Origin of the sequence: Streptomyces sp. 3211.6 (assembly GCF_003634815.1) — a bacterium.
GTDB lineage: Bacteria > Actinomycetota > Actinomycetes > Streptomycetales > Streptomycetaceae > Streptomyces > Streptomyces katrae_A.
In genome coordinates this window covers 4,047,838-4,062,363 of sequence record NZ_RBXC01000001.1, presented here as the reverse complement: position 1 = coordinate 4,062,363, position 14,526 = coordinate 4,047,838, and the positions used below count along the sequence as shown (strand labels likewise).

12 protein-coding genes are annotated in these 14,526 nt (G+C 69.1%); 7 read left to right on the top strand and 5 right to left on the bottom strand.

The window, feature by feature from the left end:
* Nucleotides 1-17: 17 nt before the first annotated feature.
* From BX286_RS18730 to rpmH, 5 genes are read right to left on the bottom strand one after another with little or no spacing between them, the layout of a single operon-like run.
* The gene (locus tag BX286_RS18730; protein WP_079428614.1) at nt 18-530 is read right to left on the bottom strand and encodes a R3H domain-containing nucleic acid-binding protein; all 513 of its coding nucleotides are present in this window, start codon (nt 528-530) and stop codon (nt 18-20) included.
* Nucleotides 531-544: 14 nt separating this feature from the next.
* Nucleotides 545-1,651, bottom strand: coding sequence for a membrane protein insertase YidC (gene yidC, locus BX286_RS18725; protein WP_079428612.1), 1,107 nt, complete (start codon nt 1,649-1,651; stop codon nt 545-547).
* Between the two features lie 3 nt (nt 1,652-1,654).
* On the bottom strand, nt 1,655-1,936 hold the full coding sequence (gene yidD, locus BX286_RS18720) for a membrane protein insertion efficiency factor YidD (RefSeq protein ID WP_079428610.1): 282 nt from the start codon (nt 1,934-1,936) through the stop codon (nt 1,655-1,657).
* Nucleotides 1,933-2,307, bottom strand: coding sequence for a ribonuclease P protein component (rnpA, locus tag BX286_RS18715; RefSeq protein ID WP_079428608.1), 375 nt, complete (start codon nt 2,305-2,307; stop codon nt 1,933-1,935). Before rnpA ends, yidD begins: the two co-directional genes overlap by 4 nt.
* 21 nt (nt 2,308-2,328) lie before the next feature.
* Nucleotides 2,329-2,466: a 50S ribosomal protein L34 gene (gene rpmH, locus BX286_RS18710; RefSeq protein WP_018547628.1), complete on the bottom strand. Its 138-nt coding sequence runs from the start codon at nt 2,464-2,466 to the stop codon at nt 2,329-2,331.
* Between the two features lie 327 nt (nt 2,467-2,793).
* Here rpmH and dnaA point away from each other — a divergent pair, with 327 nt between their 5' ends.
* The 7 genes from dnaA to gyrA all read left to right on the top strand — a co-directional run bounded on the left by dnaA (nt 2,794) and on the right by gyrA (nt 14,523).
* Nucleotides 2,794-4,605, top strand: coding sequence for a chromosomal replication initiator protein DnaA (gene dnaA, locus BX286_RS18705; protein ID WP_398898676.1), 1,812 nt, complete (start codon nt 2,794-2,796; stop codon nt 4,603-4,605).
* An 863-nt stretch (nt 4,606-5,468) separates the two neighbouring features.
* Entirely contained in the window at nt 5,469-6,599 is a 1,131-nt protein-coding gene (dnaN, locus tag BX286_RS18700) for a DNA polymerase III subunit beta (protein ID WP_079428605.1), read from the top strand.
* A 197-nt stretch (nt 6,600-6,796) separates the two neighbouring features.
* Nucleotides 6,797-7,672 carry a phosphogluconate dehydrogenase (NAD(+)-dependent, decarboxylating) gene (gene gnd, locus BX286_RS18695; RefSeq protein ID WP_079428603.1) on the top strand — a complete coding sequence of 292 codons (876 nt, stop codon included), beginning with the start codon at nt 6,797-6,799 and terminating at the stop codon, nt 7,670-7,672.
* Between the two features lie 56 nt (nt 7,673-7,728).
* Nucleotides 7,729-8,865: a DNA replication/repair protein RecF gene (recF, locus tag BX286_RS18690; protein WP_079428602.1), complete on the top strand. Its 1,137-nt coding sequence runs from the start codon at nt 7,729-7,731 to the stop codon at nt 8,863-8,865.
* Nucleotides 8,862-9,389, top strand: coding sequence for a DUF721 domain-containing protein (locus BX286_RS18685; RefSeq protein WP_079428600.1), 528 nt, complete (start codon nt 8,862-8,864; stop codon nt 9,387-9,389). The genes recF and BX286_RS18685 overlap by 4 nt, the downstream gene beginning before the upstream one ends.
* A gap of 449 nt (nt 9,390-9,838) precedes the next feature.
* Nucleotides 9,839-11,860: a DNA topoisomerase (ATP-hydrolyzing) subunit B gene (gyrB, locus tag BX286_RS18680; protein ID WP_079428598.1), complete on the top strand. Its 2,022-nt coding sequence runs from the start codon at nt 9,839-9,841 to the stop codon at nt 11,858-11,860.
* 41 nt (nt 11,861-11,901) lie between these two features.
* Complete coding sequence (gyrA, locus tag BX286_RS18675; protein WP_079428596.1) at nt 11,902-14,523, top strand: DNA gyrase subunit A; 2,622 nt, start codon at nt 11,902-11,904, stop codon at nt 14,521-14,523.
* Nucleotides 14,524-14,526 lie beyond the last annotated feature (3 nt).

Here is a 14,526-nt window from a genome sequence, read left to right as displayed (position 1 = left end):
ACTCACAGCATTCCGGATCAGGCCGGAAGCACAACGACGAAGCGCTGCGGCTCCTCGCCCTCGGACTCGCTCTTGAGGCCCGCGGCCGCCACGGCGTCGTGGACGACCTTGCGCTCGAACGGGGTCATCGGGGCCAGCTTCAGCGGCTCGCCCGAGGCCTTCACGTCCGCGGCGGCCTTGGCGCCCAGGGCCGCCAGCTCCGCGCGCTTCTTCGCCCGGAAGCCCGCGATGTCCAGCATCAGCCGGCTGCGGTCCCCGGTCTCCCGGTGCACCGCGAGGCGGGTCAGCTCCTGGAGGGCCTCCAGGACCTCACCGTCACGGCCCACGAGCTTCTGCAGGTCGCGGCCGCCCGAGTCGCTGACGATCGACACCGAGGCGCGGTCGGCCTCGACGTCCATGTCGATGTCGCCGTCCAGGTCTGCGATGTCCAGCAGACCCTCAAGGTAGTCGGCCGCGATCTCGCCCTCCTGCTCGAGGCGGGTGAGGGTGTCGCCACTCTCAGCGGCGGCGGTGGTGGTGCCTTCCGTCACGGGAGGGACTCCTTCTACTTCTTCGAGGGCTTGCTGGGGGGCGTCTGGCGCTTCGACTTCGGCTGCCGCTTGGGCTGCTGCCGCTTCGTCGCGACACCGCCGCTCGCCGCGTCGGCGTCAGCGGTGGCCTCGGAGCTCCTGATCACGGAACCGTCGGCCTGGGCGGCCATGCCCTGCTTCGACAGCGCGGTGATGAACTTACGCTCGTTGTCGTTGCGGTCCGGGCCCTTGGCCACGATGGCCGCGACGATCTTCTTCTTGCCCCGGCCCTTGACGTTCCCGTGGGTGGAGACGTGCTTCAGGAGACGGGTCAGGTACTGGTCCTGCGCCTTGCTGCCCGGCGTCGGGTTCTGGTTGATCACGTACATCTGCTGGCCCATGGTCCACACGTTGGTGGTCAGCCAGTAGACGAGGACGCCGACGGGGAAGTTGATGCCCATGAAAGCGAAGATCAGCGGGAAGATGTACATCAGCATCTTCTGCTGCTGCATGAACGGCGTCTTGACCGAGAGGTCGACGTTCTTCTGCATCAGCTGACGCTGGGTGTAGAACTGCGACAGCGACATCAGGACGATCATGACGGCGGTCACGATGCGCACGTCGGTGATCGAGGCGTTCAGGCCCGCGACCTTCTCGCTGCTGTCCATGAACTTGGCGGCCAGCGGGGCGCCGAAGATGTGGGCCTGGCGGGCGCTCTCCAGCAGCGACTGGTTGATCACGCCGATGGTCTTGCCGTTGGCGATGGCCGCGAGCACGTGGTAGAGCGCGAAGAAGAACGGGGACTGCGCCAGGATGGGAAGGCACGAGGAGAGCGGGTTGGTGCCCGTCTCCTTGTACAGCTTCATCATCTCTTCGGACTGACGCTGCTTGTCGTTCTTGTAGCGCTCCTGGATCGCCTTCATCTTCGGCTGGAGCGCCTGCATGCCGCGCGTGGCCTTGATCTGCTTGACGAAGAGCGGGATCAGGCAGATACGGATCAGGACCACCAGGGACACGATGGACAGGCCCCAGGCCCATCCACTGTCCGCGCCGAAGATCGCCCCGTACAGCTTGTGGAACTGGACGATGACCCACGACACGGGTGTGGTGATAAAGCTGAACAGACTGGCAATCGTGTCCACTAATCAGGCTCCTTGAGCATTGCGAGATCTACGCAACGCACTGCGCAGCTGCTCGTGCCAACGCGGGCGTTTACGGGGTGGGACGTAGTCGACACCACCCGGGGACCACGGGTTGCACCGCAGGATCCGCCAGGCGGTCAGAACCGTCCCCTTCACCGCACCATGCCGGTCGATGGCCGTGAACCCGTAGCGCGAGCACGACGGGTAATAGCGGCACACCGGCCCGAGCAGCGGACTGATCGTCCACTGGTACAGCTTGATCAAAGCGAGCAGCGGGTACTTCATCGAGCCACGCCTCCCAGCAGCCGCCCGAGGGCGGCGTCCAGGTCGCGGGCCAGCTCGTCGACGCCGGCGTCAGCCGCTCCGGGCAGGGCCCGCACCACCACCAGGCTACCGGCGGGAAGCCGGCCCAGCCGGTCGCGGACGAGGTGCCGCAGGCGGCGCTTCACCCGGTTCCGGACGACCGCGACGCCGACGGCCTTGCTGACGACGAAACCCGCACGCGGCGAGGGAAGAGTCTCCCCCGGCTCGTGCGGGTCCGTGGCACCGCTGGTACGTAGGTGGACGACGAGGAGCGGGCGACCGGCCCGGCGCCCTCGGCGCACCGCGCTCGCGAAGTCCTCGCGCCGCCTCAGCCGATTTTCGGGAGACAGCACGACGTCACGACCTGCGCGTTGTTACGCGGAGAGGGCGGCGCGGCCCTTGCTGCGGCGGTTCGCCAGGATGGCGCGACCGGCGCGGGTACGCATACGCAGGCGGAAGCCGTGCGTCTTGGCACGACGGCGGTTGTTCGGCTGGAAGGTGCGCTTGCTCACTCGGGGGCTCCAGAAAATGAATCGTTGTGGCGGTACATCGCCTGGCTGTCACCGTGCGCCCACGAGGAACTTCGCGTGTTCGCCCGAGTGGACACCGCTAAATGATCACAATTAGTGATCTTCGCCCATCGGTAGGCAGGCGGCAGCAGCCATCGACAACTCGACCTCGCTACGGTACGCGGGGCTACGCCATCCGGTCAAACCGAGCGTCCCTGCCCCACACTGTGCACAGGCTGTGGACAACGACTTGAACCGCACCCACCGGCCTGACTACCGTTGCCTGATCCCTGATTTTTTGTCCCGACCGTCCCAAAGAACCACACATTCGTGGGACGAGGGACCTGTGAGAGAGCGTGCTCTGTGGCTGACGTACCTGCCGATCTTGCCGCAGTGTGGCCACGCGTGCTCGAGAAGCTGCTCGGGGAGGGTCAGCAGGGGATCGAGCCGAAGGACAAGCAGTGGGTGGAACGCTGCCAGCCACTGGCCCTCGTCGCCGACACCGCCCTGCTCGCCGTCCCCAACGAATGGGGCAAGCGGGTCCTCGAGGGGCGCCTCGCCCCGCTGATCAGTGACGCCCTCAGCCGCGAGTGCGGCCGGCCGATCCGGATCGCCATCACCGTGGACGACTCCGCGGGCGAGCCCGCGCCCCCCTCCCCGCCCGCCTCCCCCTCCCGCGAGGCCTACGAGCCGTACGGCGGTCCGCGCCCCGGCGCCGGCCCCGGCGAGGAGCAGCTGCCCACCGCCCGCCCCGCGTATCCGGAGTACCAGCAGCCGCGCCCCGAGCCCGGCGCCTGGCCGCGCGGCGGCCAGGACGACTACGGCTGGCAGCAGCAGCGCTTCCCCGAGCGCGACCCCTACGCCTCCCCGCAGCCCGGCTACCTCCAGCAGCCGGAGTCCGGCGGCTACGAGCAGGGCGGCTACGAGCAGCCGAAGTACGAGCAGTCCTCCTACGAACAGCAGAAGTACGAGCCCCAGCAGTACGAGCAGCAGTCCTACGACCAGCCCTCGTACGAGCCGTCCCCCGCACGTCCGGCCCCCGGCCGGCCGACGCCCGCGCCGCCTCCGTCGGCCCCCTCCGGCGGCTCCACGTCGGGACCGCTGGAGCCGACCGCACGGCTGAACCCCAAGTACCTCTTCGACACCTTCGTCATCGGTGCCTCCAACCGCTTCGCGCACGCCGCGGCGGTGGCCGTGGCCGAGGCACCGGCGAAGGCGTACAACCCGCTCTTCATCTACGGGGAGTCGGGTCTCGGCAAGACGCACCTGCTGCACGCCATCGGGCACTACGCGCGGAGCCTCTACCCCGGCACCCGGGTGCGGTACGTGAGCTCGGAGGAGTTCACCAACGAGTTCATCAACTCCATCCGCGACGGCAAGGGCGACGCGTTCCGCAAGCGCTACCGCGAGATGGACATCCTCCTCGTCGACGACATCCAGTTCCTGGCGAGCAAGGAGTCGACGCAGGAGGAGTTCTTCCACACCTTCAACACGCTCCACAACGCCAACAAGCAGATCGTCCTCTCCTCGGACCGGCCGCCCAAGCAGCTCGTCACCCTGGAGGACCGGCTCCGCAACCGCTTCGAGTGGGGCCTGATCACCGACGTCCAGCCGCCCGAGCTGGAGACCCGGATCGCGATCCTGCGCAAGAAGGCCGTCCAGGAGCAGCTCAATGCCCCGCCGGAGGTACTGGAGTTCATCGCCTCGCGGATCTCGCGCAACATCCGCGAGCTGGAGGGGGCGCTGATCCGGGTCACCGCGTTCGCGAGCCTCAACCGGCAGCCGGTGGACCTGGGCCTGACCGAGGACGTCCTCAAGAACCTGATCCCGGGCGGCGAGGACAGCGCTCCCGAGATCACCGCCGCCGACATCATGGCGGCCACCGCGGACTACTTCGGGCTGACCGTGGACGACCTGTGCGGATCCTCGCGCAGCCGGGTCCTGGTGACGGCGCGGCAGATCGCCATGTACCTGTGCCGGGAGCTGACGGACCTGTCCCTGCCGAAGATCGGGGCCCAGTTCGGCGGCCGCGACCACACCACCGTCATGCACGCGGACCGCAAGATCCGCGCCCTGATGGCGGAACGCCGCTCCATCTACAACCAGGTCACGGAGCTCACCAACCGCATCAAGAACGGCTGAGGACGGCCCCCGGCCGGCGCGTCAGGGGCCTCTCGACCCCCTCCAGAGGGCGCTTCCGGATCCAACCGGGGGCGCCCTTCGTCGTTCGTGCGCCCCAGCTCTGTTCGAATACGCCCCCGGGAGCGGCAGTTGTCCACAGATTCCCCGACTTTCTTCCGTCCACAGCCTGAGGACAGTGATCCTCACCCACAATCTGTCCACAGGAGTGCAGGTTGAGGCCTCATCAGCCCAGGTCAGACGGCTGTGGAATTGTGCGCAAGCACCATCCACAGGCTGTGGACAGAAAAATCATCCACAAGCTCGTCCACGCCTCTGTCCACCGCCGACTCACAGGTTGGCGCATCCTGTGCACAGGTTCCCGACGGTTCTCCACACGGCTGTCCACTGTTCGGCAACCGGCCCCCTCCGGTCACCGTCAAGAGTGAAAGCCGTCACACGGATGTCGACGTTTGGGCTGTGGACTTCTGGGGAAAAACTGGGGACACACCTGTGGAGTAGTGGGGGTCCCCTGGGGACGACCTGTGCAGAACTTTGCTTTCTCCACAGAGACACCGTGTTGTCCACCGGTGCCACCCACAGGGTGTGGGGATAAAAAACCGGGGCTGACCTGCGTGAACAGGCTTTTCCACCGTTTCCACAGGCCCTACTACTACCCCCATAGACAGTTAGCGCGGATTCGGTTTTCAAGCAGGTCCTGTGCACAACTCGTCGGACGGCCGCCCCGACGCCTCGCTCCCGACTTGACCGCCAGCCGCAACGACTGTCGGCGCCGTACGTCAGACTGGTCCCCGGCATCGGTCGAGGCATCGACGACCGACGACGAAGGCCGGCAGACGAGCGAGCAACAGCAGGAGGCGGTTCCGGTGAAGATCCGGGTGGAGCGCGACGTACTCGCGGAGGCGGTGGCCTGGGCCGCACGCAGCCTCCCGGCCCGGCCGCCGGTGCCCGTGCTCGCGGGCCTGCTGCTGAAGGCCGAGGACGGCACCCTGTCCCTCTCCGGCTTCGACTACGAGGTCTCGGCCCGCGTCTCCGTCGAGGCGGACGTGGAAGAGGACGGCACGGTCCTCGTCTCCGGCCGGCTCCTCGCCGACATCTGCCGCGCCCTCCCCAACCGCCCGGTGGAGATTTCCACAGACGGTGTACGGGCGACCGTGGTCTGCGGCTCCTCTCGGTTCACACTCCACACCCTGCCTGTGGAGGAGTACCCGGCCCTGCCGCAGATGCCCACCGCCACCGGCACCGTCCCCGGTGAGGTCTTCGCCTCCGCCGCCGCCCAGGTGGCCATCGCCGCCGGCCGTGACGACACGCTGCCCGTGCTGACCGGTGTCCGCATCGAGATCGAGGGCGACCGCGTCACCCTGGCCTCCACCGACCGCTACCGCTTCGCGGTCCGCGAGTTCCTGTGGAAGCCGGAGAACCCGGACGCCTCGGCCGTGGCCCTGGTGCCCGCCAAGACCCTCCTCGACACCGCCAAGTCCCTGACCAGCGGTGACACCGTCACCCTGGCGCTCTCCAGCTCCGGCCAGGGCGAGGGCCTCATCGGCTTCGAGGGCGCGGGCCGCCGCACCACCACCCGCCTGCTCGAGGGCGACCTGCCGAAGTACCGCACGCTCTTCCCGACGGAGTTCAACTCGGTCGCCGTGATCGAGACCGCCCCGTTCGTGGAGGCGGTCAAGCGCGTGGCCCTGGTCGCCGAGCGCAACACCCCGGTCCGCCTCAGCTTCGAGCAGGGCGTCCTCATCCTGGAGGCCGGGTCCAGCGACGATGCACAGGCTGTGGAGCGCGTCGACGCGACGCTGGAGGGCGACGACATCTCGATCGCCTTCAACCCGACCTTCCTGCTCGACGGCCTGAGCGCGATCGACTCGCCGGCCGCCCAGCTCAGCTTCACCACCTCGACCAAGCCCGCCCTGCTCAGCGGCCGTCCCGCGGTCGACGCCGAGGCGGACGAGGCCTACAAGTACCTGATCATGCCGGTCCGCCTCTCCGGCTGACCCCCGTCCCGCACGCCGGCACCGGGCCCGGGGTCCCGCAGCAGCGGGGGCCGGGCCCGGCGCCGTGCGGAGCGGCCTCCCGCCACGCCCCGGCGTAGGCTCGGACCCGGCGGGCGACCCAGGAGAAAACGGCCGGAAACCACCGGCCCCCGGGGAGCCCCGATACAGACGGCCCCAACGCTTAAGGAACCCACCTGATGGAGCTCGGTCTCGTCGGTCTCGGCAAGATGGGCGGCAACATGCGCGAGCGCATCCGCCGCGCAGGCCACACCGTCATCGGATACGACCGCAACCCGGACCTCGCCGATGTCCACAGCCTGCGGGAGCTTGTGGACAGCCTCCAGGCCCCCCGCGTGGTGTGGGTGATGGTCCCGGCAGGCGCCGCGACGCAGTCCACCGTGGACGAGCTGGCGGAGCTGCTCTCCCCCGGCGACATCGTGGTCGACGGCGGCAACTCCCGCTGGACGGACGACGAGAAGCACGCCAAGGAGCTCGAGGCCAAGGGCATCGGCTTCGTCGACTGCGGCGTCTCCGGCGGCGTCTGGGGCCTGGAGAACGGCTACGCGCTGATGTACGGCGGCGACGAGAAGCACGTCGCCGCGGTCCAGCCGGTCTTCGACGCCCTCAAGCCCGAGGGTGACTTCGGCGCCGTGCACGCGGGCAAGGTCGGCGCCGGCCACTTCGCGAAGATGGTCCACAACGGCATCGAGTACGCCATGATGCAGGCCTACGCCGAGGGCTGGGAGCTGCTGGAGAAGGTGGACTCGGTCACCGACGTCCGCGAGGTGTTCCGGTCCTGGCAGCAGGGCACGGTCATCCGCTCCTGGCTGCTGGACCTGGCCGTCAACGCGCTGGACGAGGACGAGCACCTCGACCAGCTCAGGGGCTTCGCCCAGGACTCGGGCGAGGGCCGCTGGACCGTCGAGGCGGCGATCGACAACGCGGTGCCGCTCCCGGCGATCACCGCCTCGCTCTTCGCCCGTTTCGCGTCCCGCCAGGACGACTCGCCGCAGATGAAGATGATCGCGGCGCTGCGCAACCAGTTCGGCGGCCACGCGGTCGAGAAGAAGTAACCGCACCACAGCACCACAGAGCACAGCAGCAGGAAGCCGGGGGAGGTCGGCGCCATATGCACGTCTCGCATCTCTCGTTGGCCGACTTCCGCTCGTACGCCCGGGCCGAGGTCCCCCTCGCCCCGGGCGTCACGGCTTTCGTGGGCCCCAACGGCCAGGGCAAGACCAACCTGGTCGAGGCCATCGGCTACCTGGCCACTCTGGGCAGCCACCGGGTCTCCTCGGACGCCCCGCTCGTGCGCATGGGCGCGGACCGGGCCGTCGTGCGGGCCGCCGTCACCCAGGGCGAGCGCCGGCAGCTGGTCGAGCTGGAGCTCAACCCGGGCCGCGCCAACCGGGCCCGTATCAACCGGTCCTCGCAGGTCAGGCCCCGGGACGTGCTGGGGATCGTGCGGACCGTGCTGTTCGCCCCCGAGGACCTGGCCCTGGTCAAGGGCGACCCCGGGGAGCGGCGCCGGTTCCTCGACGAGCTGGTCACCGCCCGCTCCCCGCGCATGGCGGCGGTCCGCTCCGACTACGAGCGGGTGCTCAAGCAGCGCAACACCCTGCTGAAGTCGGCGGCGATGGCCCGCCGGCACGGCGGCCGCTCCATGGACCTGTCCACCCTCGACGTGTGGGACCAGCACCTCGCCCGCGCGGGCGCCGAGCTGCTGGCCCACCGGCTGGACCTGATCGCGACCCTGCTGCCGCTGGCCGACAAGGCCTACGAGCAGCTCGCGCCCGGCGGCGGCCCGCTCGGGCTGGCCTACAAGGCCTCCACGGGGGAGGCGGCCGACGGCGGGGAGGCCCGTACCCGCGAGGCGCTGTACGAGGTGCTGCTGGCGGGCCTGTCCGAGGTGCGCAAGCAGGAGATCGAACGCGGGGTCACGCTGGTCGGGCCGCACCGCGACGACGTGCTCCTGCGCCTCGGCGACCTCCCGGCCAAGGGGTACGCCAGCCACGGCGAGTCCTGGTCGTACGCGCTGGCGCTGCGGCTGGCCTCGTACGAGCTGCTGCGCTCGGAGGGGAACGAACCGGTGCTGATCCTGGACGACGTCTTCGCGGAGCTCGACGCCCGCCGCCGCGAGCGGCTCGCGGAACTGGTGGCTCCGGGCGAGCAGGTCCTGGTGACGGCGGCGGTGGACGACGACGTGCCGGACGTGCTGACGGGGACGCGTTACGCGGTGTCCGGCGGTGAGGTGACCCGGCTGTGAACGACGGCGAGCAGCAGAAGCGGAAGGCTCCCGAGCCCTCGGGAGTGGACCTGGCCCGCCAGGCCCTGGCCGCCGCGCGCGAGCAGGCCCGGGCCCGTGGCAACGCGGTCGGCGGGAAGAAGCGCCAGCAGCAGCCGGGCCTGCGCTCCGGCGCGCGCGCCGACGGCCGGGACCCGATGCCGCTGATGGCGGCCCTGGACCGGCTGCGCACCGAACGCGGCTGGGAGATGCCGATCGCGGTCGCCGGGGTGATGGAGCGGTGGGCCGACATCGTCGGACCGGAGATCGCCGCGCACTGCGAACCGGAACGGTACGAGGACCGCGAGCTGCTGGTCCGCTGCGATTCCTCCGCCTGGGCCGCCCAGCTGAAGCTGCTCGCGCCGCAGCTGGTGGCGCGGCTGAACGCGGACCTGGGGCAGGGGACCGTGCGGCTGATCAAGGTGCAGGGGCCCGGCGGGCGGCCGAAGCGGTACGGCCCCTTGAGGGCGCCGGGGAGCTCGGGCCCCGGGGACACCTGGGGATAGGGCCCCGCTGCGGGTGCGGGCCCGGCCGCGCCGCATCCGGGGCTCCGCCCGGACCCTCCCCCGGGCCACCGCTGCGGACGCCCCCGCCCCGGACGCGGGCGAGGCCCGGGCCGGGCCGGCGGGGCGGAAACATCCGGCCAGTGCCGGACGGTCTGCGCAGGGCTGGGGTTCCCGTGGCGAATGCGGCGTCCCTCACGGTAGCCACGGGTTGACAGGCCGAAGCGCTGGACGCCCGTGTGAGCCTCTTTGAGCCCCTCCCCGGATATGGGGAGTCGGACAGAGGAGGTTCAGGGCGGCACATGCGGACTCAGGCACCGGCAAACCCCCACTCATGTCAGTGGTACCGGTAGACTGGAGACAATCCCGCCCGATCGCGGGATCACGCAGACAACGCAGATCGACGCGGCCGCTCCCGCCGGCGCACTTGCTGGTCCGGAGTACGGGCTGCGCTGTGCCAGAAAGGGCGCTTCGTGGCCGATTCCGGCGACTCCAACGAGAAGAATTACGACGCCAGTGCGATCCAGGTCCTCGAGGGCCTGGACGCGGTCCGCAAGCGGCCGGGTATGTACATCGGCTCGACGGGTGAGCGTGGTCTGCACCACCTCGTCTACGAGGTCGTCGACAACTCGGTCGACGAAGCGCTGGCCGGGCACGCGGACACCATCGACGTGACGATCCTCGCCGACGGCGGGGTGCGCGTGGTCGACAACGGCCGCGGCATCCCGGTCGGCATCGTCCCGTCCGAGGGGAAGCCGGCCGTCGAGGTCGTCCTGACCGTCCTGCACGCGGGCGGCAAGTTCGGCGGAGGCGGCTACGCCGTCTCCGGCGGTCTGCACGGCGTCGGCGTCTCCGTCGTGAACGCCCTGTCGACCAAGGTCGCCGTCGAGGTGAAGACGGACGGGTACCGCTGGACCCAGGACTACAAGCTGGGCGTGCCCACGGCCCCGCTGGCCAAGAACGAGGAGACCGACGAGACCGGTACGTCGGTGACGTTCTGGGCCGACGGCGACATCTTCGAGACCACCGAGTACTCCTTCGAGACGCTGTCGCGGCGCTTCCAGGAGATGGCCTTCCTCAACAAGGGCCTGACCCTGACGCTGACCGACGAGCGCGAGTCGGCGAAGGCCACGGCGGGCGCGGACGACCCGGACGCGGACACGGCCGAGCCGCAGGCCCGCACGGTGAAGTACTACTACGAGGGCGGCATCGTCGACTTCGTGAAGTACCTCAACTCGCGCAAGGGCGAGCTGATCCACCCCACCGTCATCGACGTCGAGGCCGAGGACAAGGAGCGCATGCTCTCGGTCGAGATCGCGATGCAGTGGAACTCGCAGTACACCGAGGGCGTCTACTCCTTCGCGAACACGATCCACACGCACGAGGGCGGCACCCACGAAGAGGGCTTCCGCGCGGCGCTGACCGGCCTGGTCAACCGCTACGCGCGGGACAAGAAGCTGCTCCGCGAGAAGGACGACAACCTCGCCGGCGAGGACATCCGCGAGGGTCTGACGGCGATCATCTCGGTCAAGCTGGGCGAGCCCCAGTTCGAGGGCCAGACCAAGACCAAGCTGGGCAACACGGAGGCCAAGACCTTCGTGCAGAAGGTCGTCCACGAGCACCTCAACGACTGGTTCGACCGCAACCCGGTCGAGGCCGCGGACATCGTCCGCAAGGCGATCCAGGCCGCCACGGCCCGCGTCGCGGCCCGCAAGGCCCGTGACCTGACCCGCCGCAAGGGCCTGCTGGAGAGCGCCTCGCTGCCCGGCAAGCTGTCGGACTGCCAGTCGAACGACCCGACCAAGTGCGAGATCTTCATCGTCGAGGGTGACTCCGCCGGCGGCTCCGCGAAGTCCGGCCGCAACCCGATGTACCAGGCCATCCTGCCCATCCGCGGCAAGATCCTGAACGTCGAGAAGGCGCGCATCGACAAGATCCTCCAGAACACCGAGGTCCAGGCGCTGATCAGCGCCTTCGGCACCGGCGTGCACGAGGACTTCGACATCGAGAAGCTCCGCTATCACAAGATCATCCTGATGGCGGACGCCGACGTCGACGGCCAGCACATCAACACCCTGCTGCTGACCTTCCTCTTCCGCTTCATGCGTCCGCTGGTCGAGGCCGGGCACGTCTACCTGTCCCGCCCGCCGCTGTACAAGATCAAGTGGGGCCGCGACGACTTCGAGTACGCGTACTCGGACCGCGAGCGCGACGCCCTGGTCGAGCTCGGCAAGCAGAACGGCAAGCGGATCAAGGAAGACTCGATCCAGCGCTTCAAGGGTCTGGGCGAGATGAACGCCGAGGAGCTGCGCGTCACCACGATGGACGTGGACCACCGCGTGCTCGGCCAGGTCACGCTGGACGACGCGGCGCAGGCCGACGACCTGTTCTCGGTGCTGATGGGTGAGGACGTCGAGGCGCGGCGTTCCTTCATCCAGCGCAACGCCAAGGACGTCCGCTTCCTCGACATCTGAGTCGGCCTCCGCTGACCGCCCGAAAGGACTTCTGACCGGCAATGGCCGACGAAACCACCCAACCCGCAAAGAACGCTGAGAACACTGCGGAGGAGCAGCCCGTGCTGCGCATCGAGCCCGTCGGGCTCGAGACGGAGATGCAGCGCTCCTACCTCGACTACGCGATGTCCGTCATCGTCTCCCGCGCGCTGCCCGACGTACGGGACGGCCTCAAGCCCGTCCACCGTCGCGTGCTGTACGCGATGTACGACGGCGGCTACCGGCCCGAGAAGGGCTTCTACAAGTGCGCCCGCGTCGTCGGCGACGTCATGGGCACCTACCACCCGCACGGTGACAGCTCCATCTACGACGCCCTGGTCCGCCTGGCCCAGCCGTGGTCGATGCGCATGCCGCTGGTGGACTCGAACGGCAACTTCGGCTCCCCGGGCAACGACCCGGCGGCGGCGATGCGCTACACCGAGTGCAAGCTGATGCCGCAGGCCATGGAGATGCTCCGGGACATCGACGAGGAGACCGTCGACTTCACGGACAACTACGACGGCCGCAACCAGGAGCCGACGGTCCTGCCGGCGCGCTTCCCGAACCTGCTGGTCAACGGCAGCGCCGGTATCGCGGTCGGCATGGCCACCAACATCCCGCCGCACAACCTGCGCGAGGTCGCGGCGGGCGCGCAGTGGGCGCTGGAGCACCCGGAGGCCTCGCACGAGGAGCTCCTGGACGCGCTGCTGGAGCGGATCAAGGGCCCTGACTTCCCGTCGGGCGCCCTCGTGGTCGGCCGCAAGGGCATCGAGGAGGCGTACCGGACCGGCCGCGGCTCCATCACGATGCGCGCGGTGGTCGAGGTCGAGGAGATCCAGAACCGCCAGTGCCTGGTGGTCACGGAGCTCCCGTACCAGACCAACCCCGACAACCTGGCGCAGAAGATCGCCGACCTGGTGAAGGACGGCAAGATCGGCGGCATCGCCGACGTCCGCGACGAGACCTCGTCCCGGACCGGCCAGCGCCTGGTGATCGTGCTCAAGCGCGACGCCGTCGCCAAGGTCGTGCTGAACAACCTCTACAAGCACACCGACCTGCAGACGAACTTCGGCGCGAACATGCTGGCGCTGGTGGACGGGGTGCCGCGCACCCTGTCGATCGACGCGTTCATCCGTCACTGGGTGCAGCACCAGATCGAGGTCATCGTCCGGCGTACGCGCTTCCGCCTGCGCAAGGCGGAGGAGCGGGCCCACATCCTGCGCGGCCTGCTCAAGGCGCTGGACGCCATCGACGAGGTCATCGCCCTCATCCGGCGCAGCAACACCGTAGAGATCGCGCGCGAAGGCCTGATGGGCCTCCTGGAGATCGACGAGATCCAGGCCAACGCCATCCTGGAGATGCAGCTGCGCCGCCTCGCGGCCCTGGAGCGCCAGAAGATCGTCGCCGAGCACGACGAACTCCAGGCGAAGATCGACGAGTACAACGCGATCCTGGCCTCGCCGGAGAAGCAGCGCTCGATCGTCAGCGAGGAACTGGCCGCGCTCGTCGAGAAGTACGGCGACGACCGCCGCTCCAAGCTGGTGCCCTTCGACGGTGACATGTCCATCGAGGACCTGATCGCCGAAGAGGACATCGTCGTCACCATCACGCACGGCGGCTACGTCAAGCGCACCAAGACCGAGGACTACCGCTCGCAGAAGCGCGGCGGCAAGGGCGTGCGCGGCACGAAGCTGAAGCAGGACGACCTGGTCGACCACTTCTTCGTCTCCACCACGCACCACTGGCTGCTGTTCTTCACGAACAAGGGCCGCGTCTACCGGTCCAAGGCGTACGAGCTCCCGGACGCCGGACGCGACGCGCGCGGGCAGCACGTGGCGAACCTGCTGGCCTTCCAGCCGGACGAGAAGATCGCCCAGATCCTCGCGATCCGCGATTACGAGGCCGCGCCCTACCTGATCCTGGCCACCAAGGCCGGCCTGGTGAAGAAGACGGCGCTCAAGGACTACGACTCCCCGCGTTCGGGCGGCGTCATCGCCATCAACCTCCGGGAGACCGAGGACGGCGGCGACGACGAGCTGATCGGCGCAGAGCTGGTGTCCGCCGAGGACGACCTGCTGCTCATCAGCAAGAAGGCGCAGTCCATCCGCTTCACGGCGACGGACGACGCGCTGCGCCCGATGGGCCGCGCCACCTCCGGCGTGAAGGGCATGAGCTTCCGCGAGGGTGACGAACTGCTCTCGATGAGCGTTGTCCGGCCGGGTACGTTCGTGTTCACCGCGACCGACGGCGGCTACGCCAAGCGGACCGCGGTGGACGAGTACCGCGTCCAGGGCCGTGGCGGTCTGGGCATCAAGGCCGCCAAGATCGTGGAGGACCGCGGCTCGCTCGTCGGCGCGCTGGTGGTGGACGAATCGGATGAGATCCTCGCCATCACGCTCGGCGGCGGTGTGATCCGTACGCGCGTCAACGAAGTCAGGGAGACGGGCCGTGACACCATGGGCGTCCAGCTGATCAACCTGGGCAAGCGGGATGCCGTGGTGGGCATCGCCCGCAACGCCGAGGCCGGTCAGGAAGCTGACGAGGTCGACGAGATCGAGACAGGGATCGAGGCCGCGGCAGCCGAGGGAACGGCCGCCGAGGCCGCCGGGGGCGAAACGTCCCCGGATCGGGAGCACGAGGAGTAAGTC

What these genes read in the sequence shown, in the direction of transcription:
- yidD (WP_079428610.1), bottom strand. Translation starts at nt 1,936, where the DNA reads ATGAAGTACCCGCTGCTCGCTTTGATCAAGCTGTACCAGTGGACGATC.
- gnd (WP_079428603.1), top strand. Translation starts at nt 6,797, where the DNA reads ATGGAGCTCGGTCTCGTCGGTCTCGGCAAGATGGGCGGCAACATGCGC.
- recF (WP_079428602.1), top strand. Translation starts at nt 7,729, where the DNA reads ATGCACGTCTCGCATCTCTCGTTGGCCGACTTCCGCTCGTACGCCCGG.
- gyrA (WP_079428596.1), top strand. Translation starts at nt 11,902, where the DNA reads ATGGCCGACGAAACCACCCAACCCGCAAAGAACGCTGAGAACACTGCG.